The 24,321-nt window shown below is 71.2% G+C and carries 25 protein-coding genes; 12 read left to right on the top strand and 13 right to left on the bottom strand.

Features of this window, described 5'->3' with window-relative positions:
* Nucleotides 1-53: 53 nt before the first annotated feature.
* From CAL24_RS01990 to CAL24_RS01970, 5 genes are read left to right on the top strand one after another with little or no spacing between them, the layout of a single operon-like run.
* Nucleotides 54-851 carry an ABC transporter ATP-binding protein gene (locus tag CAL24_RS01990; protein ID WP_028355030.1) on the top strand — a complete coding sequence of 266 codons (798 nt, stop codon included), beginning with the start codon at nucleotides 54-56 and terminating at the stop codon, nucleotides 849-851.
* Nucleotides 844-1,725: an ABC transporter permease gene (locus CAL24_RS01985; RefSeq protein WP_094805586.1), complete on the top strand. Its 882-nt coding sequence runs from the start codon at nucleotides 844-846 to the stop codon at nucleotides 1,723-1,725. Before CAL24_RS01990 ends, CAL24_RS01985 begins: the two co-directional genes overlap by 8 nt.
* 45 nt (nucleotides 1,726-1,770) lie before the next feature.
* Nucleotides 1,771-2,778 carry a Bug family tripartite tricarboxylate transporter substrate binding protein gene (locus CAL24_RS01980; protein WP_094805585.1) on the top strand — a complete coding sequence of 336 codons (1,008 nt, stop codon included), beginning with the start codon at nucleotides 1,771-1,773 and terminating at the stop codon, nucleotides 2,776-2,778.
* Between the two features lie 60 nt (nucleotides 2,779-2,838).
* Nucleotides 2,839-3,768: a hydroxyacid dehydrogenase gene (locus CAL24_RS01975; protein ID WP_094805584.1), complete on the top strand. Its 930-nt coding sequence runs from the start codon at nucleotides 2,839-2,841 to the stop codon at nucleotides 3,766-3,768.
* A 27-nt stretch (nucleotides 3,769-3,795) separates the two neighbouring features.
* Nucleotides 3,796-4,803, top strand: a complete 1,008-nt coding sequence (locus CAL24_RS01970) for an Ldh family oxidoreductase (protein ID WP_094805583.1) — start codon at nucleotides 3,796-3,798, stop codon at nucleotides 4,801-4,803.
* 7 nt (nucleotides 4,804-4,810) lie between these two features.
* Here CAL24_RS01970 and CAL24_RS01965 read toward each other — a convergent pair whose 3' ends face one another.
* The 9 genes from CAL24_RS01965 to CAL24_RS01925 all read right to left on the bottom strand — a co-directional run bounded on the left by CAL24_RS01965 (nucleotide 4,811) and on the right by CAL24_RS01925 (nucleotide 13,125).
* Nucleotides 4,811-5,551 (bottom strand): sulfite exporter TauE/SafE family protein, encoded by a 741-nt coding sequence (locus tag CAL24_RS01965; protein ID WP_028355035.1) that lies wholly within the window; start codon nucleotides 5,549-5,551, stop codon nucleotides 4,811-4,813.
* A gap of 11 nt (nucleotides 5,552-5,562) precedes the next feature.
* The gene (locus tag CAL24_RS01960) at nucleotides 5,563-7,176 is read right to left on the bottom strand and encodes a thiamine pyrophosphate-binding protein (protein ID WP_094805582.1); all 1,614 of its coding nucleotides are present in this window, start codon (nucleotides 7,174-7,176) and stop codon (nucleotides 5,563-5,565) included.
* A 44-nt stretch (nucleotides 7,177-7,220) separates the two neighbouring features.
* Complete coding sequence (locus tag CAL24_RS01955; RefSeq protein WP_094805581.1) at nucleotides 7,221-8,219, bottom strand: Bug family tripartite tricarboxylate transporter substrate binding protein; 999 nt, start codon at nucleotides 8,217-8,219, stop codon at nucleotides 7,221-7,223.
* A 167-nt stretch (nucleotides 8,220-8,386) separates the two neighbouring features.
* The gene (locus CAL24_RS01950; RefSeq protein WP_028355038.1) at nucleotides 8,387-10,117 is read right to left on the bottom strand and encodes an L-aspartate oxidase; all 1,731 of its coding nucleotides are present in this window, start codon (nucleotides 10,115-10,117) and stop codon (nucleotides 8,387-8,389) included.
* Complete coding sequence (locus tag CAL24_RS01945; protein ID WP_028355039.1) at nucleotides 10,114-10,725, bottom strand: fumarate hydratase C-terminal domain-containing protein; 612 nt, start codon at nucleotides 10,723-10,725, stop codon at nucleotides 10,114-10,116. The genes CAL24_RS01950 and CAL24_RS01945 overlap by 4 nt, the downstream gene beginning before the upstream one ends.
* A 24-nt stretch (nucleotides 10,726-10,749) precedes the next feature.
* On the bottom strand, nucleotides 10,750-11,628 hold the full coding sequence (locus tag CAL24_RS01940) for a fumarate hydratase (protein ID WP_028355040.1): 879 nt from the start codon (nucleotides 11,626-11,628) through the stop codon (nucleotides 10,750-10,752).
* Between the two features lie 3 nt (nucleotides 11,629-11,631).
* On the bottom strand, nucleotides 11,632-11,985 hold the full coding sequence (locus CAL24_RS01935) for a succinate dehydrogenase (protein WP_028355041.1): 354 nt from the start codon (nucleotides 11,983-11,985) through the stop codon (nucleotides 11,632-11,634).
* Nucleotide 11,986: 1 nt separating this feature from the next.
* On the bottom strand, nucleotides 11,987-12,328 hold the full coding sequence (locus tag CAL24_RS01930) for a succinate dehydrogenase (protein WP_028355042.1): 342 nt from the start codon (nucleotides 12,326-12,328) through the stop codon (nucleotides 11,987-11,989).
* A complete protein-coding gene (locus tag CAL24_RS01925; protein WP_028355043.1) occupies nucleotides 12,325-13,125 on the bottom strand; it encodes a succinate dehydrogenase/fumarate reductase iron-sulfur subunit in 801 nt (266 codons plus the stop codon). The genes CAL24_RS01930 and CAL24_RS01925 overlap by 4 nt, the downstream gene beginning before the upstream one ends.
* 111 nt (nucleotides 13,126-13,236) lie before the next feature.
* Here CAL24_RS01925 and CAL24_RS01920 point away from each other — a divergent pair, with 111 nt between their 5' ends.
* Both CAL24_RS01920 and CAL24_RS01915 read left to right on the top strand, forming a co-directional pair.
* Nucleotides 13,237-14,109: a LysR family transcriptional regulator gene (locus CAL24_RS01920; protein WP_170947014.1), complete on the top strand. Its 873-nt coding sequence runs from the start codon at nucleotides 13,237-13,239 to the stop codon at nucleotides 14,107-14,109.
* A 127-nt stretch (nucleotides 14,110-14,236) separates the two neighbouring features.
* Nucleotides 14,237-14,452, top strand: a complete 216-nt coding sequence (locus tag CAL24_RS01915; protein ID WP_028355045.1) for a helix-turn-helix domain-containing protein — start codon at nucleotides 14,237-14,239, stop codon at nucleotides 14,450-14,452.
* Here CAL24_RS01915 and CAL24_RS01910 read toward each other — a convergent pair.
* The gene (locus CAL24_RS01910; protein WP_094805579.1) at nucleotides 14,442-14,978 is read right to left on the bottom strand and encodes a hypothetical protein; all 537 of its coding nucleotides are present in this window, start codon (nucleotides 14,976-14,978) and stop codon (nucleotides 14,442-14,444) included. The two genes, CAL24_RS01915 and CAL24_RS01910, sit on opposite strands and share 11 nt — an antisense overlap.
* A gap of 167 nt (nucleotides 14,979-15,145) precedes the next feature.
* On the opposite strand from CAL24_RS01910, the gene gshA reads away from it, so the two are divergent.
* Together gshA and CAL24_RS01900 are read left to right on the top strand one after the other, a co-directional pair.
* Nucleotides 15,146-16,720 (top strand): glutamate--cysteine ligase, encoded by a 1,575-nt coding sequence (gshA, locus tag CAL24_RS01905; protein WP_028355047.1) that lies wholly within the window; start codon nucleotides 15,146-15,148, stop codon nucleotides 16,718-16,720.
* Nucleotides 16,721-16,820: 100 nt separating this feature from the next.
* On the top strand, nucleotides 16,821-17,339 hold the full coding sequence (locus CAL24_RS01900) for a lipocalin family protein (RefSeq protein ID WP_028355048.1): 519 nt from the start codon (nucleotides 16,821-16,823) through the stop codon (nucleotides 17,337-17,339).
* Between the two features lie 9 nt (nucleotides 17,340-17,348).
* Here CAL24_RS01900 and CAL24_RS01895 read toward each other — a convergent pair whose 3' ends face one another.
* Nucleotides 17,349-18,296: a LysR family transcriptional regulator gene (locus CAL24_RS01895; protein WP_094805578.1), complete on the bottom strand. Its 948-nt coding sequence runs from the start codon at nucleotides 18,294-18,296 to the stop codon at nucleotides 17,349-17,351.
* A gap of 95 nt (nucleotides 18,297-18,391) precedes the next feature.
* On the opposite strand from CAL24_RS01895, the gene CAL24_RS01890 reads away from it, so the two are divergent.
* Genes CAL24_RS01890 through CAL24_RS01880 form a run of 3 tightly spaced genes read left to right on the top strand, consistent with a single transcriptional unit; the run spans nucleotide 18,392 to nucleotide 21,595 of the window.
* Entirely contained in the window at nucleotides 18,392-19,597 is a 1,206-nt protein-coding gene (locus CAL24_RS01890; RefSeq protein WP_094805577.1) for a CaiB/BaiF CoA transferase family protein, read from the top strand.
* Nucleotides 19,597-20,598 (top strand): NADPH:quinone oxidoreductase family protein, encoded by a 1,002-nt coding sequence (locus CAL24_RS01885; RefSeq protein WP_028355051.1) that lies wholly within the window; start codon nucleotides 19,597-19,599, stop codon nucleotides 20,596-20,598. The genes CAL24_RS01890 and CAL24_RS01885 overlap by 1 nt, the downstream gene beginning before the upstream one ends.
* Before the next feature lie 10 nt (nucleotides 20,599-20,608).
* Entirely contained in the window at nucleotides 20,609-21,595 is a 987-nt protein-coding gene (locus tag CAL24_RS01880) for a Bug family tripartite tricarboxylate transporter substrate binding protein (protein WP_094805576.1), read from the top strand.
* Nucleotides 21,596-21,613: 18 nt separating this feature from the next.
* On the opposite strand, the gene CAL24_RS01875 is transcribed toward CAL24_RS01880, so the two are convergent.
* A complete protein-coding gene (locus CAL24_RS01875; RefSeq protein ID WP_094805575.1) occupies nucleotides 21,614-23,434 on the bottom strand; it encodes a glycoside hydrolase family 15 protein in 1,821 nt (606 codons plus the stop codon).
* Nucleotides 23,435-23,439: 5 nt separating this feature from the next.
* Nucleotides 23,440-24,258 (bottom strand): glucose 1-dehydrogenase, encoded by an 819-nt coding sequence (locus CAL24_RS01870; protein ID WP_028355054.1) that lies wholly within the window; start codon nucleotides 24,256-24,258, stop codon nucleotides 23,440-23,442.
* Nucleotides 24,259-24,321 lie beyond the last annotated feature (63 nt).

Here is a 24,321-nt window from a genome sequence, read left to right as displayed (position 1 = left end):
GTGGCGCAACCGCCGCCCCGGCTCCGGCCGGGGCGCCACACCGGAGGGTAGGCATGACTGATGCAACAGCCGGCGCGCCGCTGCTCGATGTGCGCGGCGTGACCCTGCAGTACAAGACGCCCGAGTACCTGATCACCGCCACCTACCGGGTGGACTTCCAGGTCTGGCAGGGCGACCGCTTCATCCTGCTGGGCCCGTCGGGCTGCGGCAAATCGACCCTGCTCAAGGCGGTGGGCGGCTACCTGCCGCCGGTCGAAGGCGAGATCCGCCTCAAATCGGAAGTGGTCACGCGGCCGGGCCCGGACCGCATGATGGTGTTCCAGGAGTTCGACCAGTTGCTGCCCTGGAAAACGGTGCGCCAGAACGTCGCCTTCGCGCTGCTGGCCAGCGGCCGGCTGGGCGCGCGCGAGGCGGATGAGCGCGCCATGCATTACATCCAGAAAGTGAACCTGGCCAAGTTCGCCGACAGCTATCCGCACATGCTGTCCGGCGGCATGAAGCAGCGCGTGGCGATCGCGCGCGGTATGGCCATGGAACCCGACATCCTGCTGATGGACGAGCCATTCGCGGCGCTGGACGCCCTGACCCGCCGCAAGATGCAGGACGAGCTGCTGCAGCTGTGGGACGACACGCATTTCACGGTGCTGTTCGTCACCCACTCGATTCCCGAGGCCATCAAGATCGGCAACCGCATCCTGCTGCTGTCGCCGCACCCCGGCCAGGTCAAGGCCGAACTCAACAGCGTGCCGCGCGGCGACCATGACGCGGAGCGCCTCCAGGAGCTGGAAGAGCGCATCAACGCGATGCTGTTCTCGGACCGCGTCGAAGAGGAGGAACAGCATCATGGCTGAACTGCAGACGCCCCACGCGGCCGGCCGCGCCGAGCGCTACCTGGAGCCGGTCGCCGACGAATCCTTCGGCGTGGTCCAGAAACCGCTGTCGGCCTGGGAACGGCTGTACAACATCGGCGCCTTGCGCAAGCTGTTCCTGCTGGCGGTGCTGGCGCTGATCTGGGAAGTCTACGCGCGCAGCATCAACAACCCGCTGCTGTTTCCCACCTTCGGCGCCACCGTGGGCGCGCTGTACGACGGCCTGGTGCACGGCGCGCTGCTGCTCAAGGCCTGGACCTCGATCCGCGTGCTGCTGGTGGGCTACGCCGCCGGCATCGGGCTGGCCGCCCTGCTGACGGTGCTGGCCATCACCACCCGGCTGGGCACCGACCTGCTGGAGACGCTGACCTCGATGTTCAACCCGCTGCCGGCCATCGCGCTCCTGCCGCTGGCGCTGATCTGGTTCGGCCTAGGCGAAGGCAGCCTGGTGTTCGTGCTGATCCACTCGGTGCTGTGGGCCGTGGCGCTCAATACGCATTCGGGCTTTCTGTCGGTGTCGATGACGCTGCGCATGGTGGGGCGCAACTACGGCTTGTCGGGGTTCGGCTATGTGCGCCGCATCCTGATCCCGGCGGCCTTTCCCAGCATCCTCACCGGCCTGAAGATCGGCTGGGCCTTCGCCTGGCGCACCCTGATCGCGGCCGAGTTGGTGTTCGGCGTCAGCAGCGGTTCCGGCGGCCTGGGCTGGTTCATCTACGAGAACAAGAACCTGCTGGAGATCCCGAACGTGTTCGCCGGCCTGTTCACCGTGATCCTGATCGGCCTGCTGGTCGAGAACGTCATCTTCCGGACCGTGGAAATCCACACCATCCGCAAGTGGGGAATGCAGCACTGACCTGCCGCTCTGCCGGCGCCAACCCGAACCAAAGGAGAACCCGTAATGCGCAATGATCGTCACGCCTGTCCCGATGCCGGCCGCCGCAAAACGCTCGGCCTGCTGGGCGCGGGCGCCCTGGCCCTGGCGCCATGGTCGCGCGGCTTGGCCGCCCCGCAGGACTGGCCGCGGCGGCCCATCAGCTATGTGGTGCCCTTCCCGCCGGGCGGCCTGACCGACGTGGCGGCGCGCCAGGTGGGCCAGGCGCTGGCCACCGGCGAAGGGTGGAACGTGGTGGTCGAGAACAAGCCGGGCGGCAGCGCCAACATCGGCGCCTCGCTGGTGGCGCGCGCCGAAGCCGACGGCTACAGCTGGCTGGCCATCACCATGACGCATGCCGCCAACGCGGCCCTGTTCGCCGGCCGGGCCGGCTACGACCTGAAGAAGGACCTGGTGCCGCTGGCCGGCCTGGCGTCCTCGGCGATGATGGTGGTGGTCAACGCCAAGAGCCCCATCCGCAGCCTGGCCGAGCTTACCGAGGCCGCCCGTTCCAAGTCGCTGTCGGCCGGCTCCAGCGGCAACGGCACGCCGCCCCACTTGACGCTGGCGCTGTACCAGAAGCTGACCGGCACCTCGCTGCTGCACGTGCCGTACAAGGGCGGCGCGCCCTCGCTGACCGACCTGATCGGCGGCCAGCTGGATGTGGTCTTCTCTAATTACCCGGAGTCGCTGCCGCACGTCAAGAGCGGCGCCTTGCGCGCGCTGGCCGTGAGCACGGCGGAACGCAGCCCCGACCTGCCCGACGTGCCGACCGTGGCCGAGGCCGGCATGCCCGACCTGGTGGTGGAGAATTTCACCGGCGTGCTGGCGCCGGCCGGCATGCCCGACGCGCTGGTGCAGCGCATCGGCGGCGCCATCGAGAAACAGGTCTCGCAGCCGGCCATGCAGCAAGCCTTGCAGCGGCTGGGATTCGTGCCGCGGCCGCGCGGGCCGGCGGCGTTCAAGCAATACCTGGACAGCGAAGTCGACCGTTGGGGCAAAATCATCCGCGAAGCCAACATCCAGGTCGGCTAGCCGGCCTTTTCCCGCCCGGCCGGCGCTCGCCGGCCGGCCCACCGCTACTGAAGATACCCGATGCACATCGTCATTTCCGAATTCATGGATGAAGCGGCGGTCGCCGCGCTGCGCGCCGATTTCGAGGTGCGCTACGAGCCGGACCTGGTCGACCGCCGCGACGCGCTGTTGGCCGCCCTGCCCGACGCCGACGCGCTGATCGTGCGCAACCGCACGCGCGTGGACGGCGCGCTGCTGGCCGCGGGCGCCCGGCTCAAGGCCGTGGGGCGCCTGGGCGTGGGGCTGGACAACATCGATGTGCCGGCCTGCCAGGCCCGCGGCATCGCCGTGCTGCCAGCCACCGGCGCCAATGCGCGCGCCGTGGCGGAATATGTGATCGCGGCGGCGCTGATGCTGCTGCGCGGCGCCTATCACGACAGCGACCGGGTGGCGGCCGGCGCCTGGCCGCGCACCGAGTTGTCCAATGGCCTGGAAGCCGAGGCGCGCACCCTCGGCATCGTCGGCTTCGGCGGCATCGGCCGGCTGGTGGCGCGCCTGGCGCAAGGCCTGGGCATGCGCGTGGCCGCGCACGACCCGCTGCTGCGCGACGACGACCCGGCCTGGCGCGATGCCGGCGTCGAGCCGGCGGGACTGGATGCCCTGCTGGCGCGCGCCGACGTGCTGACGCTGCACATCCCGCTGACCGACGCGACGCGCAGGCTGATCGACGCGCCCCGCCTGGCCGCCATGAAGCGCGGCGCGGTGCTGGTCAATACCGCGCGCGGCGGCATCGTCGACGAGGCGGCGCTGGCGCAGGCGTTGCGCAGCGGCCACCTGCGCGGCGCCGCCATCGACGTATTCGAAGACGAACCCCTGCCGGCCGGCAGCCCGCTGGCCGGCGCGCCCAACCTGGTGCTGACGCCCCATATCGCCGGCCTGACCCAGGAAGCCAACGCGCGCGTCTCAAGCATGGTGGCGCAACGCGTGGCGCAGGCCTTGCGAGGCGCCTGAAACCCTCCATCCGACTGTGAATCTTCCATGGCAACTCTAGACCTGAAGTCCTTGCATGAACTGGCCTGCGCCGCCCTGCGCGGCGCCGGCGCCAACCCCGACATGGCCGACAGCGCCGCACGCGCGCTGGTCTATGCCGACGCCCAGGGGCTGGCCTCGCACGGGGTGTCGCGCATCCCGTCCTACGCCGCGCAAGTGCGCAACGGCCGGGTCGCCGGCGCCGCGGTGCCGCGCATCGCCCAGCAGCGCGGCGGCGCCGTCCTGGTCGATGCCGGCGCCGGCCTGGCCTTCCCCGCCTGCGCGCTGGCCGTGCAGGAAGCGGGCGCACGGGCGCGCGCGCACGGCGTGGCCTTTGCCGGCGTGACCAACAGCCATCACTTCGGCGTGGCCGCCTATCATCTGGACGCCCTGGCGCGGCAGGGCCTGGTGGGTTTGGCGCTGGGCAACTCGCCCGCCGCCATGCCCGCGTGGGGCGGCAAGCGCGCGCTGTTCGGCACCAACCCCATCGCGGCCGCGTTTCCGCGCCGCGACGGCGATGCGCTGGTGATCGACCTGTCGCTGTCGGAAGTGGCGCGCGGCAAGCTGATGGTGGCGGCCCGCGAGGGCCGCGAGATCCCGCTGGGCTGGGCGCTCGACGCCGACGGCAATCCGACCACCGACCCCAAGGCCGGCCTGGCCGGCAGCATGCTGCCGATGGGCGGCGCGAAGGGCGCCATGCTGGCGCTCATCGTGGAGTTGCTGGCCTGCGCCCTGACGGGCGCCCATTTCGGCTTCGAGGCCGACTCGTTCTTCACCGACGAAGGCAACCAGGCGCGCATCGGCCAGGCCTTCCTGGCCATCGACCCCGGCGCGCTGGCCGGCCGCGAGGTGTACCTGGAACGAGTGGAAACGCTGGTCGCCGCCATGCTGGCCGACAGCGGCGTGCGCCTGCCGGGCGGGCGGCGCGCCGCCCTGCAGCGGCAGGCCGAGGAACGCGGCGTCGAAATCCCCGACGCCCTGCTGGCGCAATTGCGCGAACTGGCCGGCGCCGGCTAGGGCCGGCCTACCACAGGCTGCGCACGCCCGAGACCACCAGCGCCACGCCGGACAGGGTCAGCAGGCCCAGCACCAGGCGGCGGAAGGTCGCGTCGCTGAAGCGGCGGTACAACCGCACGCCGGCCAGCGCCGGCACCAGGACGGCACCGCCCACCACGGCGAACACCGGCACCATGCGGGCGTCCAGCAGGCCGGCCACGGCGTAGCTCGACAAAGTCACGCCATGCATGACCAGGTTGAATGTCTGGAACACGGCGCGCTGCTGGTCGCGCGGCCAGCCGCGCAGCACGCACCAGAGGGTCAGCGCCGGTCCCGGCAGCCCGCCGAAGCCGCTCATGATGCCGGACAGCCACCCCACGCCGGCATCGGCGGGACGGCCGCCGCGCGTGACCCGGGGCAGTTCGGCCGCCAGCAGCATGGCCGGGCAGTACACCAGCAGCACCAGGCCCACGCCCAGCCGGAAAGCCGCCGGGTCGACATAGTGCAGCAGGCCGACGCCCAGCGGCACGCCCAGCAAGCCGCCCAGCAGGAACGGCGCCAGGCGGCGCCAGTCCAGGCCGTGGCGCAGCGAGCGCACCGCCAGCAACTGCCCCACCAGCGAACCGAACACCACGGCCGGCGCGGCCAGCGAAGGCGCGAGCGTCCACGACCAGAAGGTCATGGCCACCAGGCCGAAGCCGAAACCCGCCAGGCCTTGCACGAACGCGGCGGCGCAAGCGCCCGCCGCCAGCAGCAGCCAGGTCTCCATGCGCGGCGGCGTCAGCCTTGCCGGATCACGGGCGCGGGCAGGCCGGCCAGGTCGACATTCACGCAGGTCGGCAGATCGGCGCGCAGCGCGGCATCGAGCGCGGGCGCCAGCGCGGCCGCCTCGGTCACCCATGCGCCGCGCGCGCCGAAGCCCTCCGCCACGCGGTCGTAGCGGGTCGGCAGCAATTCGCAGCCGACCAGCCGGTCGGGGCCGTAGCTGTTGAGCTGGATCTGGTATTCGGCGTTCCAGCGTGCGTCGTTGCCCACCACGCAAATGAACGGCAGCCCATAGCGCACGGCGGTATCCAGCTCGGCGCAATGGAACCCGAAGGTGCCGTCGCCCATCATGGCCACGACCGGCGCGTCGCGGTGCGCCAGGCGGCCGGCCAGCGCCATGGGCAACGCGCTGCCGATGGCGCCCGCCGCGCCGTTGATGACGCGGTGCGGCGCGCGCAGGCAGGCCTGCGCCCACTGGCCGAACTCCCCGCCGTCGCACACCAGCACCGAATCGGGGTGCGAGTCCAGGATGCGCTGGACCGCGCGGCACAGTTCGGCCGGATGCAGGCCGGCCCCGCCGGCGGCCTCGCGCCATTCGGCCGGCCGATACGCCACGGCGGCCGCCGCTTGCGCCAGCCAGGCGTCGCGCGCGCCCGGCATGGGCAGCCGCGCCAACCCGCTCAGCGCGGCGGCCGCATCGGCGATGGCGGTCTCGTGCAAGCGCTCGCCGACGGCCCGCCGGGTGCGCGCCAGCTCGCTCTCTTCCGCGTCGATCTGCACGAAGGCGCAGTCGGCATGAAAAGCCTTGCCGAATTGCAGGGTGAAATCCAGGCGCTTGCCCAGCAACAGCACGCAATCGGCCTGCGCCAGCAACGGCGCGAACGCGCCCAGCGCCGGATCGTTGGCGCCGCGCGGGCTTTCGGTGGCGATCACCGGCAGGCCCCAGGCGCGCTGCAGCGCGGCCACGCCCGCGCGCCCGGCATCGGTCAGGCCGGCCGGGCCCACCAGCACCAGGGGCCGCTGCGCGCGCGCGAGGCGGGCGGCCAGGGCGGCCGCCTGGCTGTCGTCCAGCGGCATGGCCAGCGCCGCGTAGTCCTGCGCCGCCGGCGGCGCGGCATCGGTCCGGGCTTCCAGTACATCGGTGGGCAGGCTCAGGTGGACCGGCCCCGGCCGGCCGCTGCGCGCGATGCGGCAGGCACGCGCGAAGTCCGCGCCCAGGCCGTCGGCCATGGCCGCGGCCCAGGCCGCCTTGGTCACCGGCGCGGCCATGGCCGCCTGGTCCATTTCCTGGAACGCGCCCCAGCCCGCCTGGCGATTGGGCGCGTGCCCCGACAACAGGATCACCGGCGATTCGGACATCTGCGCGGTATACAGGGCCGACACCGCATTGGCGTGCCCCGGCCCGCCCGTCACCAGCGCCACGCCCGGCTGGCCGGTCAGGCGCGCCCAGGCGTCCGCCATGTGCACCGCGGCGGCCTCGTGGCGCACGTGGACCAGCTCGATGCCGGCCGACAGGGCCGCGTCGAACACGGGCATGATGTGATTGCCCGACAGGGTGAACAGCCGTGTGATGCCCGCGGCCTGGATAGAGCGGGCCAACGCATCGGCACCGCGCGATGAGACTGTCATCAGTCGGACTCCTCAGTGGACGGCGCGGTGGCGCCGCCATCTTGTCATTTGAGCGAAATGCCCGCGGAACTTCCCAGCTTGCGGTAGGTTTCCACCTGGGCCTTGACGAATTCGCGCGTCGGCCCGGCGGCGCGCACATCCGGCACGCTGCCCAGCCGGCGCGTGCCGTCGCGCCAAGCCTGGCTCGACGATACACCGTCCAACACCCCGGCCCACTTGCGGACCGCCGCCGGGTCCATGCCGGGCGGGCCGTACAAGGCGCTCCAGCCGGTGATCACCTCCAATTGCGGGAAGCCGGCCTCGCGCGCGGTGGGCACGTCCGGCAGCGAATCCAGCCGCTGCGGGGTGGTGGTCACCAGCGCGCGCAGCCGGCCATCGCCCAGCGGGCCGGAGATCGGCGCGTAGTTGGTGCAGACGAAATCGACCTCCCCCGACAGCGCGGCCAGGGTGGCCTCACCCGAGCCCTTGTAGGTAATGGGCATGGCCGCCGTGGACGGCAGGCCCAGCACATCGAACAGCAGTTGCGGCCCCAGGTTCAATACCGTGGCGGGGCCGGTAGTGGCGTAGTTCAGCTCGCCGGGCCGGGCGCGGATGGCGTCGATCAGGTCTGCCAGGCCGCGATAGGGCGAACCCTTCGGCACTGCGCAGACGTAGGGATTCAGCTCCAGCAGCCCGAGCACGGTGAAGTCGTCCCAGCGATACGACAGGTCCGGTTGCAGCGCGGGCAGGATCGCCTGCGAGCCCACCCGCGCCAGCAGCAGGGTATAGCCGTCGGGCGCGGCGTCCTTCACGTACTGCGAGCCGATGGCGCCATTGGCGCCGCCCCGGTTCATCACCACCAGCGGCTGGCCCAGGTATGGCTGGATCACGGCGGCCAGGTTGCGCGCCGCCAGGTCGGCATCGCCGCCCACGCTGAAAGGCGTCACCAGCGTCACCGGCCGCTGCGGATACGTCTGCGCCACGCCCGCGCCGGCCAGCGCCAGGCTTGCCGCCAGCCATGCCCCGGCGGCCGCCAGCCGCCATATCGTCGCTCGCATCGCCATACCCGTCTCCCCCTTTTTCGTGGTCACCATTCGTGGTGCTGCAGAGTGTCTGGTGCTGCCACACCGCAAGGTGTCTGACACCCCGTGAACCGCCCTTCGCCCCTCCGCGGCCTGCCGCGGGGTGTCAGACACCTCTCGCGGCCGCCACCGGGATCGTGCCCGGCCGTTCACGCCGCGGCTTGCGCCAGCAGCGTCTGCCCCGGCCGCACGCGCGTGAAGCGCACCGGGCGCCGGTTGACCTCCATGCTGTCGCCGCGCTGCGCGACCACCGAGAACCAGGAATGCTCCAGGTCGCGGGTCTCGGGGAAGTCCGCGCGGAAATGCGCGCCGCGCGAATCTTCGCGCGCCAGCGCCGCGCGCACGATGGCCTCGCTGACGTGAACCAGGCTGTCCAGGTTGAGCCAGTCGTGCCAGGTCATGTTGAAGGCCCGCCCCGTATCGGCCACGCCCACGTGGTCGAGTTCCTCGCGCAGCCCGGCCAGCGCGGCCAGCGCGCGGTTCAGCCCGGCCGCGTCGCGCACGATCCCGGCGTCGTCCCACATGATGCTGGACAGGCGCTCGCGCAGGCCATGCAAGTCGCCCCCGCGCCGTCCCAGCGGCGCCTGCGCGCGCGCCAGCGCCTGCTGCAGCGCCGCCGGGTCGGGCTCGGCCCACGACTGGCCCGGCGTCCAGCGCGCCATGGCGTCGCCCGCGATGCCGCCGAACACCGTGGAGTTGGCCACGCCGTTGCCGCCCAGGCGGTTGGCGCCGTGCACGCCGCCGGTGTCTTCGCCGGCCGCATACAGCCCGGCCAGGGAGGTACGGCAATCCGGCTCGAACAGCACGCCGCCCATCATGTAATGCGCGGTCGGCACCACCTCGACCCGGCCCGCCGCCAGGTCGAAGCCGCAATCCGCGCAGCGCTCCACCATGCCCTTGAACTGGCGGCGCACCCGCTCGGGCCCCAGATGGGCCATCTCGATGTACACCCCGCCATTGGGCGTCGTGCGCCCCGCCCGCATCTCGGCATAGATGCCGCGCGAAACAATGTCGCGGGTCGCGCGCTCGGCGCGCGGATCGACCGCCTGCATGAAGCGCTCGCCCTGGCCATTGAGCAGGTAGCCGCCGGCGCCGCGCAGGCCTTCTTCCAGCACCGTGCCGGTCATGCGGGTATCGGCGCCGGCCAGCAGCCCGGTGGGGTGGAACTGGACCATCTCCATGTCGCGCAGCTCCAGCCCCGCGCGCAACGCCATCGACAGGCCGTCGCAACTCTTGTCGCCGGAGGGCGTATGGAAACGGTACATGGTCGGGCCGCCGCCGGTGGCCAGCAGCACGGCCTTGGCGCGCACCAGCACGAAGGCGCCGGTGCGGATATCGATCATCAGCACGCCGGCGATGCGCCCGCCGTCGCGCGCGGGAATCAGCGCCACCGCGCGATGCTCCTCGAGCCGGTGGATGCGCCGCGCCCAGACTTGCTCGGCCAGCCGGTTGATGATCTCGATGCCGGTCAGGTCGCCCTTGTGCACCGTGCGGTCGAAGGTCTGCCCCGCGAAAGCCTTCTGGTGCAGCGTGCCGTCGGGATTGCGGTCGAAGAAGCAGCCCAGTTCGTTTTCCAGTTCGTGGATGCGCTCCACCGCCGTGTTCACCAGGGTCCAGGCCAGTTCCTGGTCGGGCAGCCACTTGCCGCCCTCGATGGTGTCCATGAAATGCCGCTCGATCGAGTCGCCCTCGGCCAGCGCCACGTTGTAGCCGCCCTGCACCATGCGCGTGCAGCCGCATTTGCCCAGCAGCCCCTTGACCGCCACGGTGATGTCCAGGCCCGGCGCGGCCGCGTGGGCGTGCAGGGCGGCGAACAGCCCCGCGCCGCCCGAGCCGAGGATCAGCACGTCGGTCTGGCGCACTTGCACGGCGGCGCTCATCGCGCCACTCCCAGGCCGGCCAGCACGCCCGCGCGGCGCGCCGCCACGTCCTGCGCGACCTGGTCATAGAGCGAACCGCCATGGCTGTCCATGGCCACCAGCAGCGGCCCGAAGTCGCGGATGCGGAACTTCCACAGCGATTCGGGGTTCAGGTCGTCCAGGTCGACGTCCTCGATGCATTCGATCCAGGTGGTCTCCAGCGCGGCTGTGCCGCCCACGATGGCCAGATAGGCGCCGCCCTGCTCCTTGAAAGCCTGGCTGGACCCCTGGTGCATGCCGCCCTTGCCCACGATGAAGCGCACGCCGCATTGGCGCATCAGTTGCGCGGTGAAGCGCTCCATGCGCGACGAGGTGGTGGTGCCGATGCACACCGGCGCGTAGCCGGCGGGATGCTGCGGCGTGGGCGCCACCTTGCGCACGTTGGGCGCGGTGTGGATCACCGCGTGGCCGCGCATGTCGAAGCGGGTGGCGCGGCCCCGGTCGAACAGGGCGATATAGCTGGCGTCGCGGATGCCGAACAGGGTGTGCTGCAGGGTGACCGTGTCGCCCACGCGCAGCGCGCGCGCCTGGTCTTCGGTCACCGGCATGGCGAGATCGTGATGTGTCATGGCTGCGATTCCCGGGTCGAAGGCTCAGAAGCCGTACTGCACGCCGCCGGGCGTGAACGTGGCGCGCGCGCGGCGCGCCGAATGGCACTGCATGTTGACCGCCACCGGGTTCATGGTGATGTGCGTGGCGGCCAGCTCGATGTGCACGGCGAACGCCGTGGCATCGCCGCCCAGCCCTTGCGGCCCGACTCCCAGCTGGTTGACCGCGGCGGACAGCTCCTGCTCCAGTTGCGCGCCCAGCGGGTCGGCGCAGCGCGAGCCGAGCGGCCGGGTCGCCGCCTGCTTGGCCAGGTGCACGCACAGGTCCGACGTGCCTCCCACGCCCACGCCCACGATGGTGGGCGGACAGGTCTTGCCGCCGGCCTGCATCACGCAGTCGACGACGAAGGTCTTGACCGCGTCCAGGCCCTCGGCCGGGATCGCCATGCGCAGGAACGAATTGTTTTCCGATCCGCTGCCCTTGGGGATCATCTCGATTTCGAGCCGGTCGTCCTCGGCGCAGAAATCCACATGGATGACCGGCACGCCCGGCCCGCACGAGGTGTGGTCGTTCTTGCGGCTGATGGGGTGCACCACGCTGGAACGCAGCGGGTGTTCGCGCGTGGCGCGCTCGCAGCCGGCGCGGATCGCCTGTTTCAGCCGCCAGCCGTCCAGCCCCACGCGGCGCCCTACCAGCACGTTGTAGATGGGGATGCCGGTATCCTGGCACAACAGGTTGTCGCGCTCCTCGGCGACCGCGATGTTGGTGGTCATGGTGTCCAGGATCGCCTGCGCGCGGGCCGACGACTCGGCGGCCCGCAGGCGTCCGAAGCCCTGCTTGATGTCGTCCGGCAGGCGCTTGAGCGCGCGGATATACAGTTCGCGCGCGGCCTCCTCGACCTGCGCATAATCGATGTCTGGCATGATTCAACTCAGCATGTTGGCCACGAACAGCAACGACACCGCCAGCGACGCGGCCGTGCCGGCGGCGATCCAGCGCAGCCGCAGGCCGCGCCAGGGAGCGAACTCGATCCACAGCAGGCGCAGGCCGCCGGCCAGGTGCGCCGCCAGGCACAGCACCAGCGCCCACTCGCCGAACTTGAACACGGGGGCCTCGTACCAGCGCAGCGCGCCGTCGAGCGCGGCCTCGCCCTGCAGCGCCAGGCCGAGCGTCCAGAAATGCACCGGCAGGAACGCCAGCAGCAGCAGGCCGGAAATGCGATGCACGGCGAACGCCAGCCAGCTGGGGTGCGCGCGGGCGCGCGTGTCGTTGCGGCGCATGTCAGCCTCCCCAGGTCACCGCCGCCACCGCCCGCCAGCCCAGCGCCAGCAGCAGTAAGGCGGCCACGCCGCCCAGCACGCCGGCCAGCCGGCGCGTGGGCGTCCATTCGTCCAGCACGTTGCGCAGGCCGATGGCGGCATGCAGCGCCACCAGCGCGACGAACACGCCATAGAAGGCCATCCAGGCCAGGCTGCCGCGCGTGCGGCCGAGTATCTCGGCGGCGCTCAGGCCGCCGCGCACCGCCAGCATGACGACGGCCAGGTGGACCAGCACGAACAGCGCCAGCGCCATCGCGCTGAGCCGCTGCCAGTACCAGCGCCGGGCGGCGCGCGCCGCGCTCATGGCAGGACCTCCGACACGCCTGCGTCGCGCCCGGCACGGTCCTGGACGGTATCTTCGGTGCCGTCCAGCTCGCCGCGCAGCGCCGCGCGCGCGGTGACGCGCTTGAGTCCGGCAATGGCGGCGGTGGGCGCGATGCCCTTGGGGCACCGCACCGTACAGGAACCCTGCGTATGGCAGGCATGGCAGCCCGCGTCGCCGGCCACCGCCGCCAGGCGCCGCGCGCCAGCGGTGTCGCGCTCGTCATTGACCAGCGTCCAGGCGCGGTTGAGGGCGGCCGGCCCGAGGAATTGCGGCTTCCAGCTCACCACGTCGCACGAGGCATAGCAGACGCCGCAGCCGATGCATTCGATGCCGGCGTCGGCGGCGCGGCGCGCGGGCGATGCCGGATCGACCCGCGCCACTGGATCGTGGCGTCCGGTCGCGCCGGCGTAGCGGCCCTGCGCGCGCTGCCATTTGTCGAAGAACGGCGCCATGTCGGTCACCAGGTCCTTGACCACCGGCAGGTTCGCCAGCGGCGCCAGCTCGATGCGGCCGGCGCGCGCGACGCGCGCCACGTGGGTACGGCAGGTCCAGCGGGCCACGCCATTGACCGTCATGGCGCACGAGCCGCACATGCCGACCCGGCACGCATAACGGTACGAAAGCGTGGGGTCCAGGTGGCGTTGGATATGGGTGGCGACGTCCAGCACGGTCTGGCTGTCGCGGCGCGGCACTTCGAATTGCTGGAATTCGCCATGCGCGCCGCCGCGCCAGACGCTGACCTGCAGTACGCCCAAGCTCGGATGCTGATCTGACATGCCCATGAAACCGCAGAGGAAGCAATGCTCTCGATAGTGCCGCGGGCTTTGACAGAAGTAAAACTATTAATTATTTTTGATAGACCAAGTTTTACTTATATAGTCGCCGCCATGCCATCGATCCGCCAGTTCCGCACCGCCCTGGCCGCCGCCCGGCTGGGCAGCTTCGTGGCCGCCGGCCGGCAGGTGGGCCTGACGCAGGCCGCCGTCAGCCTGCAGATCAAGAATCTCGAAAGCGAGCTCGATACGCAGCTGTTCGAGCGGCGCGCGCAGGCGGCCGTGCCCACCGCGCATGGCCGCCAGATCCTGGCCGAGCTCGAAGACCTGGTGGCCCGCTACGAACAGCTGTTGGCCCAGAGCGGCGACGCGCTGCGGGGCAGCCTGCGCATCGGCACGCTGGTGTCGTCGCTGATGGGCACTTTCGGCACGGTGCTGGCCCGCATCAAGCGCGACTACCCCGCCCTGCGCATTACCTTGCTGGCCGGCCAGTCGGCTGATTTCGCGGCGCGGGTGGCCAGCGGCGAGCTCGATGCCGCCGTAGTCACCGAGCCGCCCCACGGGGTCGAGCCGGCGCTGGTCTGGACGCCGCTGTACCAAGAACCGCTGGTGCTGATCGCCGCCGCGCGCCTGCGCCGCAAATCGGTCGCCAGCCTGCTGGCCAGCGAGCCGTTCCTGCAGTTCGACCGCTCGCTCTGGACCGGCCGGCTGATCACCGAAGCCCTGGCGCGGCAGGGCGCCTCGCCCGGCATCATCCTCGAGCTGAACTCCATCGAGGCGATCGCCGAACTGGTGCGGCAGGATTACGGCGTGGCCGTGGTGCCGCTGCTGGCCAACGCCGACTGGCGCGCCCGCAAGCAATTGACGGCAAAGCCGCTGCCGGGGCCGCCCATCATGCGGCGCGTCGGCATGCTGGAGCGCCGCCGCCATGGCAAGCTCGCCATCACCAGCACCCTGCGCGGCCTGTTCGCGCAAAGCGCCGGCTGAGGCGCACGACTATTACAAGCCAAATTGCCGATTCAATGCGATTGCGCATGGAAGCTTGAACGCGTTTTTACGGCGTGGAGAATCGCCACGAGCCATCCAGCCCGCCTCTTTCACGCAAGACGCCGCCATGCCATCCAAACCTCTTTCCAAGCGCGAAGTCGAGTGCCTGCACTGGGCCGCGATGGGAAAAACCAGTTGGGAGATCGGCATCATCCTGGGCGTCAGCGAACGCACCGTCAATTTCCACGTCGGCAACGCCTGCGGCAAGCTGGGGGTCTACAACCGCCGCGCCGCCGTCGCCCAGGCGCTCAAGCACGGCCTGCTGCCGTCGTTCATTTCCTGAGCTTCACCGAACGCACGAACTCCTGCGCGCGCTCGCGCGGCAGGCTTTGCTCGGTGCCGGCGGCCACCGCATCGATCAGCATGGTGTCGGTCAGCCATACCCGCGCCATCAGCCATCCCGGCTGCTGCCCGGCCTGGCCGTGCACGACGATCTCGTCGCCGTAGCCGGGCAGCGGCTCGGGCGGCCGGGCCTTCAAGTTGGCATAAAGCGACTGGCGCAGCGCGCGGCCCAGCGCGTCGCGGGCCTGGGGATCGGCCGCCACGGCGGGCGGCAGGGGCGCGCGGCCGACCGCGAACATGGCGCCGTCGACCTCCGCCATCGTCAGGGTGAAACGCAGCGTCTGGCCGCCCAGTTCGATGTCGCGCGTCTCGCTCTGCACCCGCGCCGGGAAGGCCGCGCGCGCGTGGCCGTCGGCCACCTCGATCTCGCGCCAGTTGTAACTGGGGGTGCAGGCCGCCAGCAACAGCAGGACGGCCGCCAGGCATGGCAGTTGCGCGCGCAACCGGCGCAGCAGGCTGGAAATCATGGCGGGAACTCTCCGCTTGGGAATCAGACAGGACAAGCGCGCATTGTCGCTCATCGGAATATCCCCTCCGTTTGACCAATTGCCCCTGGCGCCGGTGCAGGCTCCCTCGGCAGGAATGCCCGGCAACCCGTAAAATCCGGCGTCAATCCCAGAATATCCATATGACCGTGACCGATACCGCCGCCGACCGCCTGGCCCGTCTACAAGCCCATCCCGCCCTGCTCGCCCAGACCCTGCGCGGTATCGAAAAAGAGGGCCTGCGGGTCGACGCGCAAGGGGCCCTGGCCCTCACCGGGCACCCGGCCGGGCTGGGCTCCGCGCTCACCAACGAACACGTCACCACCGACTACTCCGAAGCGCTGCTGGAACTCATCACGGGCACGCATGACCGCGTCGAGCCGCTGCTGGCCGAACTGGAGCACATCCACCGGTTCGTCTACAGCGTGCTGGACGGCGAATATATCTGGAACCAGTCCATGCCGGCGGCGCTGCCGCCCGAGCGCGACATTCCCATCGCCTGGTACGGCACCTCCAATACCGGCATGCTCAAGCACGTGTACCGCCGCGGCCTGGCGGAACGCTACGGCAAGGCCATGCAGTGCATCGCCGGGGTGCATTACAACTTCTCGCTGCCCGACGCGCTCTGGCAACTGCTCGACCCCGCCACCGCCGCCGAACAAGACCGCCGCTCGCGCGGCTATATCGGCCTGATCCGCAACTTCACGCGCTATTCGTGGCTGCTGATGTACCTGTTCGGCGCCGCGCCGGCGCTGTCGCGCAGCTTCATGGGCGGGCGCGAGCACCTGCTGCAGGCGCTCGACGCTGACACCCTCTACCTGCCGTACGCCACCAGCCTGCGCATGAGCGACCTGGGCTACCAGAACAAGGCCCAGTCGCAGCTCAAGCTCTGCTACAACGACCTGGCCACCTTCCTAGCCCGGCTGTACGGCGCCGTCACCCAGCCGTGGCCCGACTACCAGGCCATCGGCACGCATCGCGACGGCGAATGGATCCAGCTCAACACCAACGTGCTGCAGATCGAGAACGAGTACTACTCCAGCATCCGGCCCAAGCGCACCACCGGGCGCGGCGAGCGCCCCGTCACGGCGCTGGCCGAGCGCGGGGTGCAGTACGTCGAGGTCCGCTGCCTCGATATCGATCCCCAGCAGCCGGCCGGCATCGCGCCCGAGACGGCGCGCTTCATGGACGCCTTCCTGCTCTTCTGTGCCGCCTCGGACAGCCCGTACTTCCCGGAAAACGGCTTTTGCCAGCGCAGCGTCGACAATTTCTCGGTCGTCGTCAAGGAAGGCCGCAAGCCCGGCCTGCTGCTCGACCGCGACGGCGCCGCGATCGGCGTGGCGCCCTGGGGCCACCAGCTGCTCGACCAGATCGAGCCCTACGCGGCGCTCTACGACCAGGCGCTGGGCGGCGACGCCTATGCGCGCGCCGTGCAAGCCCAGCGCGAGAAGCTCGACCACCCCGACGCGACGCCGTCGGCCCGCCTGCTGGCCGACCTGCGCGACCACGGGGAATCGTTCCACGCCTATTCCCTGCGCCGCAGCCGCGAACACGCCGCGGCGCTGCGGGCCCAGGCCCTGCCGCCCGAGGTGGCGCAGGCCTACGCCGACGCCGCGCGCCAGTCTCGCGCCGAACAGGCGCGGCTGGAACAGAACGACGATGTCGATTTCGATACCTACGTGGCCCGCTACCACGCCGCGCTGAAGGCGCCCCGGCCGGCCTGACCCGGGGGCCCGCCGGGCCCCGCAAAGGCGTATCGTTGAGGTTTGCGCGCGCCGCCCCGCGCCCCGGCGCGGCGCGCCGTCCTCTGCCAGGAGGCCTGCCATGCTACGCACCCTCGCCCTGTCCCTGCTCGCCGCCTGCTGCGCGGCCGGCGCCCCGCATGCCGCCGCGCCCGCGCCGCGGGCCGTCGACCAGCTGGACATCCAGCGCTATGCCGGCAAATGGTACGAGATCGCCCGGCTGCCGTCGGCGCTGCAGCGCGCCTGCGTGGGCGACGCCACGGTCGAGTACACGCCCGCCCCCAATGGCGGCCTGCACATCAACAACCGCTGCCGCGCCAAGGACGGCAGCGTCGCCGCCGTCTCCGGCACCGCCACCCGGGCCGAAGACGCCGCCGGCGCGCAGTACCAGGCGCCGTTCCTGCAGCCGGCCGGCGACTACTGGGTCATCGGCCTGGACGGCGAGTACCGCTGGGCGGTCGTGGGCAGCCCCGACCGCAAGGCGCTGTGGATCCTGGCGCGCGCGCCCCAGTTGCCGCCGGAGCTGCTCGAACAGGCGCTGGGGGTCGCCCGCGCGCAGGGGTACGCGGTGGACGAACTGCAATATACGCCGCAGCGCTGAACCAGCCGGTCACGGCGCGCCAGGGCGGGCGGGCCGCCGCCAGTCCCCCTGGTGCCGTTCGATCTGTTCCCGCACGAACCCCGCAAGGGCCTGGGTGGCCATCGACGGAAAGCGGTTGGGCGCGGTCAGCAGGTACACCGCATTGCCGACGCCTTCCGGTTCGAATTCGGGCAGGATTTCCGTCAACAGCCCGTCGCGCAATTGGGTCCACACGGCGTAGCGCGGCAGCAGCGCCACGCCCAGCCCCGCCAGCACGGCGTCGCGCAGGAAGGGGTAGTCGCCCGACTGCAGGCGCGGCGCCACGCGCAGGATGAGCGGATCGCCATGGGCGGGCTTGAGCCGTAGATCGAAGCGGCGTCCGAGCGACTGCGGCGCGATCATCGAACAGCGCCCCAATTGCGCCAGCGTACGCACCGGCCGGCCGTCGAGCAGGAACCCCGGCGTCGCGCACAGGCACCACTGGATGGCGCAGAGGCGGCGCGCGACATGGTCTTCCGGCGGCGCCGAGGTGATCTTGAGCGCCAGGTCGACTTCGGCGGACACGAGGTCGCCGATGTTGTCATTGATATGCACGCGCAAGGCGATATCGGGATAGCGGCGGGTGAACTCCAGCAGCACGGGCGCCAGGTACAGGTGCCCCAGGCCGGTGGGCAGGCGGATGCGCACGTCGCCCCGCACCGTGCCGCCCAGGCTGTCGATCGACGACCGCGCGGCGCGCATCTCGTCGAGCAGCCGCACGCCGTGCTGGTACAGCAGCCGGCCGGCCTGGGTCAGCTCGACGTGGCGCGTGGTCCGGCGCAGCAGTTGCGCGCCCAGGGCCAGCTCCAGGCGCTTGAGGCGGTGCGACATGTTCGAGCGCGTCATGCCGCAACGCTGCGCGGCCTCGCTCAAGTTGCGCGACTCGACCATCGCCACGAACAGCCGCACCAGGTTCAGATCGGGCTCATTGTCAAACATGGTTCACCATTCCAGGCACAAACTGGTGGATTGTCGAACCCGGAGGGGCTGCCTACCATCGGTGGATACACCCACTCCCCCCGCCGGAACCGTCCATGCCTGTTGCCCCGCCCGCTTCCCTTCCCCTGCCCTACGCGGGCCTGCGCGTCCTGGACATCAGCCAGGGCATTGCCGGGCCCTATTGCGCACAGATCCTGTGGCAGCAGGGCGCCGACGTGGTCAAGGTGGAGCCGCCGGACGGCGACTGGGGACGGCACGTGGGCGTCGTGCGCGACGGGCACAGCGCGCTGTCGATCGCCTATAACGCCGGCAAGCGCGGCCTCTGCCTGGATGCCCGCACGCCCCGGGGCCGCGCGGCGCTGGGGCGCCTGGCCCGCCAGGCCGATGTGGTGATCCAGAACTTCCGCCCCGGCGTGGCGGCGCGTATCGGCGTGGACTACGCCGAGCTGGCGGCCGAACGGCCCGGGCTGGTGTATGTGTCCATCAGCGGCTACGGCCAGGATGGCCCGTGCGCCGACGCGCCCGCATCCGACTCCGTCATGCAGGCCGACAGCGGCCTGATGTTCGCCAACCGCTCCTCGGACGGCGAGCCGCGCCGCCTGGGCCTGCTGATGGCCGACATCGCCACCGCCCTGTACGCCGTGCAGGCCACCAGCGCGGCGCTGTACCGCCAGGCGCGCGGCGGCGGCGGCACCCATGTCGAACTGAGCCTGTTCCAGGCCTGCGCCGCGCTGCAGGCCAACGATATCCTGGCTTACCACATGGCCGGCGCGCGCGTGGCCGGGCCGGTCAGCGCCCCCAACGGCGTCTTCGAGACAGCCGACGGCCGCCTGTCGCTGCTGGCCTTGAACAACGACCAATTCGCGCGCCTGTGCCGCGCGCTGGACCGGCCGGAATGGCTGGCCGACCCGGCCTACGCGGACAACGCCGGGCGCATGGCCCGGCGCGCAGCCCTGCACCACGAGATCGCCGCCCAGTTGCGCCGCCAGCCGACCGACCACTGGGTCGAGCGGCTGGCGCGCGAGCAAGCCCTGCACGCGCGGGTGCGCGACTACGACGACCTGGCCGCCCACCCGCAGGCCGTGCACCTGGGCCTGCTGGAGCCGCTCGCGCAGCCGGGCGGCGCGCCGCTGCCCTATGCGCGCGTGCCCGGGCTGGCGGCTGGGCGCACGCTGGCGCCCGCGCCGGCCATCGGCCAGCATTCGGAACAGATCCTGGCCGACTGGGGCATCGAGGACGCCGAGATACAGGCCCTGGTGCAGGCCGGGGTGGTGCGGCAGGCCGCGCAGGAGCCCGCATGATGCGCGCCCTGGTATGCGAGCGGCATGGCCCGGTGGCGGACGTCGCGCTGCGCGAGATCGCCGACGCCCCCGCGCCCGGCCCGCACGAAGTCACCATCGAGATCGACTACGCGAGCGTCAGCCATGCCACCCGGCTGCTGATCGAAGGCAGCTACCAGAGCCGCCCGCCCCTGCCGTTCGTGCCCGGGACGGAGGCCGTGGGGCGGATCATCGCGCGTGGCGCCGGCGTGACCCGGCTGGCGCCCGGCGACGCCGTGGTCGCGGTGGCCCGCTGGGGTTGCTACGCCCAACGCCTGACCCTGCCGGAATACACGGTGTACCCGGTGCCGGACCAGTTGCCGGCGCTGGCGGCGCTGCCGGTGCCGATCTCGTACGGCACGGCCTACACCGCGCTGCTGTGGCGCGCCGGCATGCAGCCGGGCGAAACCGTGCTGGTCCTGGGCGCCGGGTCGGGAGTCGGGCTGGCGGCGGTCGAGATCGCCCGCCAGGCCGGCGCCGTCGTCATCGCCTGCGCCAGCACCGCTGAAAAGCGCCAGGCGGCGCTGGCTGCCGGCGCCGCCCTTGCGCTGGCAGCCGATGCCGACCTGGCGGCCCATGTGAAGGCCGCGACCGGCGGGCGCGGCGCCGATATCGTGTTCGACCCGGTCGGCGGCGCGGCCTTCGAGCACAGCGTGCGCGCCGCGGCCGCCAATGCCCGCATGCTGTCGATCGGCTTTGCCAGCGGCCGGGTGCCGGCGGCGCCGCTGAACCTGCTGTTGGTCAAGAACATCGCGCTGCACGGCTTCTTCTTCGGACGCTACCTGGGCTGGACCCCGGCCGACGAACGCATCGTACATGCCCCGGCGCTGCAACGCGCCATGGGCACCCTGCTGGACTGGGCCCGCGACGAGCGGATCCGGCCGGCTGTCACGGCGGTGTATCCGGCCGCCGAACTTGCCGCCGCGCTGGACGCGCTGGAATCCCGACGCGTCATCGGCAAGGTGGCTCTCAAAATAAACTAGGAGACACCCCATGCTTGCCCTGCAACACTTCCTGCGCGCCAGCCGGTGCGCGGCGGCCTGCGCGGCCGTCGCCTGCCTGGCGGCCGCCGCGCCGGCGCACGCCGGCGCCTTCCCCGACCGCCCCATCACCATGGTGGTGCCCTACCCGCCCGGCGGCCCCACCGACACCGTATCGCGGCTGGTCGCGGCCGAGATGTCCAAGACCATCGGCCAGAATGTCGTGGTCGAGAACAAGCCCGGCGCCAGCGGCATGATCGGCGCCGACCTGGTGGCGCGCGCCAAGCCGGACGGCTATACCTTCCTGGCCAACGCCTCGCTGCACGTCATCAACCCCTATCTGTACAAGTCGATGCGCTACGACTCGTTCAAGGACTTCGCGCCCATCACGCAACTGGCCGACGTGCCGCTGGTGCTGGTGGTGCCCGCGGCGTCCGGCGTGCGCACGGTGCAGGACCTGGAGAAGCTGGGCAAGACCCGGCCGCTGAACTTCGGCTCGGCGGGCACGGCATCGGCCCAGCAACTGGCCGGCGAGTCGTTCAAGGTGCGCAGCGGCCTGTCGATGCAGCACGTGCCCTACAAGGGCAGCGCCCCCGCCCTGACCGACCTGGTGGGCGGGCAGATCCAGCTGATGTTCGACTCGATGCCCTCGGCCATGCCGTTCATCAAGGCCGGCAAGTTGCGCGCCGTCGCGGTCACGACCGCGCAGCGGGTCGATGAACTGTCCGACGTGCCCACCATGGCCGAATCCGGCTATCCCGGCTTCGACATCAGCACCTGGTACGGCCTGTGGGCTCCGGCCGGCACGCCGCCCGACATCGTCGCCAAGCTGTCCGAACACGCGGCGCGCGCCCTGCGGCAGCCCAACCTGATGCGCCAGTACGCCAGCCTGGGCGCCAAGCCGGTGGGCTCCGACCCCCAGGCCTTCGCCCGTTTCACCGAATCGGAAGGCCGCAAGTGGCGCGAGATCGTCACCGCCGCCGGCATCCAGCCGCAATAGGAGCGCGCGGCGCCGCCGTCAATCGTGCGGCGCTTCGCGCGACGAGCGCTGGCGCGCCGGCCCGCCGGCGGCGCTGAGGTTGTAAGCCGTATTGACCAGGCCGATGTGCGAAAACCCCTGCGGGAAATTGCCGACCAGGCGCCGCCGCACCACGTCGTACTCCTCGGCCAGCAGGCCGAGGTCGTTGCGCAGCGACAGCAAGTGATCGAACAGGCGGTTCGCATCGTCGAGCCGCCCCTGCATGATGTAGGCATCGGCCAGCCAGAAGCTGCACGCCAGGAACACGCCCTCCTCGCCCGGCAAGCCGTCGTCGCTCTGCTCGGTCGAATAGCGCAGCAGCAGGCCGTCGCGCAGCAATTCGCGCGTGATGGCCTGCACCGTGCCCACCACGCGCGGGTCGTCGGCGGGCAGGAAGCCCACCTGGGGAATCAGCAACAGGCTGGCGTCCAGCGCGGCGCCGCCGTAATACTGCACGAAGGTGTTGCGCGCGCTGTCGTAGCCATTGGCGCAGATATCCGCGCGGATCTCCGCGGCGAGGCCGCGCCAGCGCTCGACCGGGCCTTCCAGCTTGAAGCGCTCGCACGACTTGACCATGCGGTCCATCGCCACCCAGCACATCAGGCGCGAATGCGTGAACGCCCGGCGCGGCCCGCGCATTTCCCAGATGCCATGGTCGGGTTCGCGCCACAGGTCCTCCAGCGGCTTGAGCAGCACTTTCTGCAGACGCCAGGCCTCGGCCAGCGGCGCCAGGTCGGCCTCGCGCGCCGTGTGCAGGGTCTCGATCAATTCGCCGTAGACGTCGAGCTGCATCTGCCCGGCCGCGGCATTGCCGAGCCGCACCGGCAGGCTGCCCTCATAGCCCGGCAGCCAGGGTACCTCGTGCTCCGGCAACCAGCGCTCGCCGGCGATGCCGTACATGATCTGCAACTGGTTGGGATGCCCGGCCGCCGCGCGCAGCAGCCATTGCCGCCAGGCCTCGGCCTCTTCGCGATAGCCGGCGTTGAGCAGCGCGTACAGGGTCAGCGCCGAATCGCGCAGCCAGCAATGGCGGTAGTCCCAGTTGCGGCTGCCGCCCAGTTGTTCAGGCAGCGAGGTGGTGGGCGCCGCGACGATGCCGCCGGTGGGCTGGAAGGTCAGCAGCTTCAGCGTGATCAGCGACCGCACCACCGCGTCGCGGTGCGCGCCGGGTCCGTTTTCCCAGCGGCAGCGCTTGGCCCACTCGTGCCACCAGGCGATGGTGCGGTCCATGCTCTCGAGCCGGTCCGGCACGAAATGCGGCGTGCGGTGCGAGCGGTGATACGACAGCGTGAACGGCACGGTCTGGCCTTCCTGTACCGTGAAGTCGGCCACGCTGGTCATGTCGCGCCCTTCCAGCGCGACGGCGGTGTGCAGCTCCACGGCATCGGGGCCGGCGATCGCGCTCAGGCCGTAATCGCGCCGCCGCACCCATGGCACCGCCTGCCCATTGTTGAAGCGCAGGGTGAGTTCCATGTGCATGTCGACCCGGCCCGATTCGCCGCGCACGATGCGCACCACGTCGACGCGCTCTTCTTCGTCGCTCAAGGGCATGAAGTCGTACACGCGCACCACGCCCGTCGCGGTCTCGTGGCGCGTTTCCAGCACGGCGGTGTCGGGGAGGTAGCGTCGCGCCACCCTGCCGCCCGCCTGCCCGGGCGCAATGCGCCAGCGCCCATGGCGCTCGTCGCCGAGCAGGGCCGCGAAGCAGGCGGGCGAATCGAAATGCGGCAGGCACAGCCAGTCGATCGAGCCGTCGCGCGCCACCAGGGCGGCCGACAGCATGTTGCCGATGAGTCCGTAGTCTTCCAGCGGCTTGGACATCGCGCTCAGCCCGCGCCGCGAAACGCGGGATAAAGCGTCATGCCGCCGTCGACGAACAAGGTCGAACCGGTCACGTAGTCCGAGTCGTCGCTGGCCAGCCAGGCCACGGCCCGCGCCACGTCCTCCGGCTCGCCGATCCGCCCGTAGGGGATCAGCTTGAGCAGCGCCGCGAGGCTGTCCGGCGTGTTCCAGGCCGGCGCGTTGATCGGCGTGCGGATGGCGCCGGGCGCCACCGAATTGACGCGGATCTTCATCGGCGCCAGTTCCTGCGCGAGCGATTGCATCAGCAGCGACACGCCGCCCTTGGAGGCCGCGTAGTTGGCCTGGAATGCCCACGGAATGACTTCGTGGACCGAGCTGATGAAAATGATCTTGCCGGCCGCGGCATCGGCGGGCGGCCGCGGCTGGCGCTCCAGGAAGGCGCGCGCGGCGGCGCGCGAGCACAGGAACTGGCCGGTCAGGTTGACGTCGATGACCTTCTGCCACTGGGCCAGCGTCATGTCCTGGATGGGCGCCGGCTGCTCGATGCCGGCGTTGTTGACCAGGATATCGACGCCCTGGAAGTGGTCGTGCGCCGCGCGGAACAACTGGGCGACGTCATCCTCGCGGCTGATGTCGGCCGCCGCCGCCACCGCGACGCCGCCCGCGCGCGCGATCTCGTCCACCACTTCCAGGCCGCGCCGGGTCGAGTCGTCGTTGGGGCGGTGGTTCACCACCACCTTCGCCCCGGCCGCCGCCAGTTCCAGCGCGATGCCGCGCCCGATACCCGAGTTGGCGCCGGTGACAATGGCCACGCGCCCGGACAGGTCTGTTGCATGCCGCATGCTGCTCTCCTTGCGGCGCGCGGTTCCAGGTGCTGCCATGCGGATCGGACGCGCCGCGGTCGA

Source organism: Bordetella genomosp. 2 (genome assembly GCF_002261345.1).
Classification (GTDB): domain Bacteria; phylum Pseudomonadota; class Gammaproteobacteria; order Burkholderiales; family Burkholderiaceae_B; genus Bordetella_A.
This window is presented reverse-complemented; position numbering and strand designations above follow the sequence as displayed.

Coding starts and splice junctions, on each gene's coding strand:
- CAL24_RS01870 (WP_028355054.1), bottom strand. CDS start 24,258: ATGCGGCATGCAACAGACCTGTCCGGGCGCGTGGCCATTGTCACCGGC.
- CAL24_RS01880 (WP_094805576.1), top strand. CDS start 20,609: ATGCTTGCCCTGCAACACTTCCTGCGCGCCAGCCGGTGCGCGGCGGCC.
- CAL24_RS01915 (WP_028355045.1), top strand. CDS start 14,237: ATGCCATCCAAACCTCTTTCCAAGCGCGAAGTCGAGTGCCTGCACTGG.
- CAL24_RS01960 (WP_094805582.1), bottom strand. CDS start 7,176: ATGACAGTCTCATCGCGCGGTGCCGATGCGTTGGCCCGCTCTATCCAG.
- CAL24_RS01935 (WP_028355041.1), bottom strand. CDS start 11,985: ATGCGCCGCAACGACACGCGCGCCCGCGCGCACCCCAGCTGGCTGGCG.
- CAL24_RS01920 (WP_170947014.1), top strand. CDS start 13,237: ATGCCATCGATCCGCCAGTTCCGCACCGCCCTGGCCGCCGCCCGGCTG.
- CAL24_RS01985 (WP_094805586.1), top strand. CDS start 844: ATGGCTGAACTGCAGACGCCCCACGCGGCCGGCCGCGCCGAGCGCTAC.
- CAL24_RS01990 (WP_028355030.1), top strand. CDS start 54: ATGACTGATGCAACAGCCGGCGCGCCGCTGCTCGATGTGCGCGGCGTG.
- CAL24_RS01930 (WP_028355042.1), bottom strand. CDS start 12,328: ATGAGCGCGGCGCGCGCCGCCCGGCGCTGGTACTGGCAGCGGCTCAGC.
- CAL24_RS01980 (WP_094805585.1), top strand. CDS start 1,771: ATGCGCAATGATCGTCACGCCTGTCCCGATGCCGGCCGCCGCAAAACG.
- CAL24_RS01970 (WP_094805583.1), top strand. CDS start 3,796: ATGGCAACTCTAGACCTGAAGTCCTTGCATGAACTGGCCTGCGCCGCC.
- CAL24_RS01975 (WP_094805584.1), top strand. CDS start 2,839: ATGCACATCGTCATTTCCGAATTCATGGATGAAGCGGCGGTCGCCGCG.
- CAL24_RS01965 (WP_028355035.1), bottom strand. CDS start 5,551: ATGGAGACCTGGCTGCTGCTGGCGGCGGGCGCTTGCGCCGCCGCGTTC.
- CAL24_RS01875 (WP_094805575.1), bottom strand. CDS start 23,434: ATGTCCAAGCCGCTGGAAGACTACGGACTCATCGGCAACATGCTGTCG.
- CAL24_RS01945 (WP_028355039.1), bottom strand. CDS start 10,725: ATGACACATCACGATCTCGCCATGCCGGTGACCGAAGACCAGGCGCGC.
- CAL24_RS01910 (WP_094805579.1), bottom strand. CDS start 14,978: ATGATTTCCAGCCTGCTGCGCCGGTTGCGCGCGCAACTGCCATGCCTG.
- CAL24_RS01900 (WP_028355048.1), top strand. CDS start 16,821: ATGCTACGCACCCTCGCCCTGTCCCTGCTCGCCGCCTGCTGCGCGGCC.
- CAL24_RS01890 (WP_094805577.1), top strand. CDS start 18,392: ATGCCTGTTGCCCCGCCCGCTTCCCTTCCCCTGCCCTACGCGGGCCTG.
- CAL24_RS01940 (WP_028355040.1), bottom strand. CDS start 11,628: ATGCCAGACATCGATTATGCGCAGGTCGAGGAGGCCGCGCGCGAACTG.
- CAL24_RS01955 (WP_094805581.1), bottom strand. CDS start 8,219: ATGGCGATGCGAGCGACGATATGGCGGCTGGCGGCCGCCGGGGCATGG.
- CAL24_RS01885 (WP_028355051.1), top strand. CDS start 19,597: ATGCGCGCCCTGGTATGCGAGCGGCATGGCCCGGTGGCGGACGTCGCG.
- CAL24_RS01950 (WP_028355038.1), bottom strand. CDS start 10,117: ATGAGCGCCGCCGTGCAAGTGCGCCAGACCGACGTGCTGATCCTCGGC.
- CAL24_RS01895 (WP_094805578.1), bottom strand. CDS start 18,296: ATGTTTGACAATGAGCCCGATCTGAACCTGGTGCGGCTGTTCGTGGCG.
- CAL24_RS01925 (WP_028355043.1), bottom strand. CDS start 13,125: ATGTCAGATCAGCATCCGAGCTTGGGCGTACTGCAGGTCAGCGTCTGG.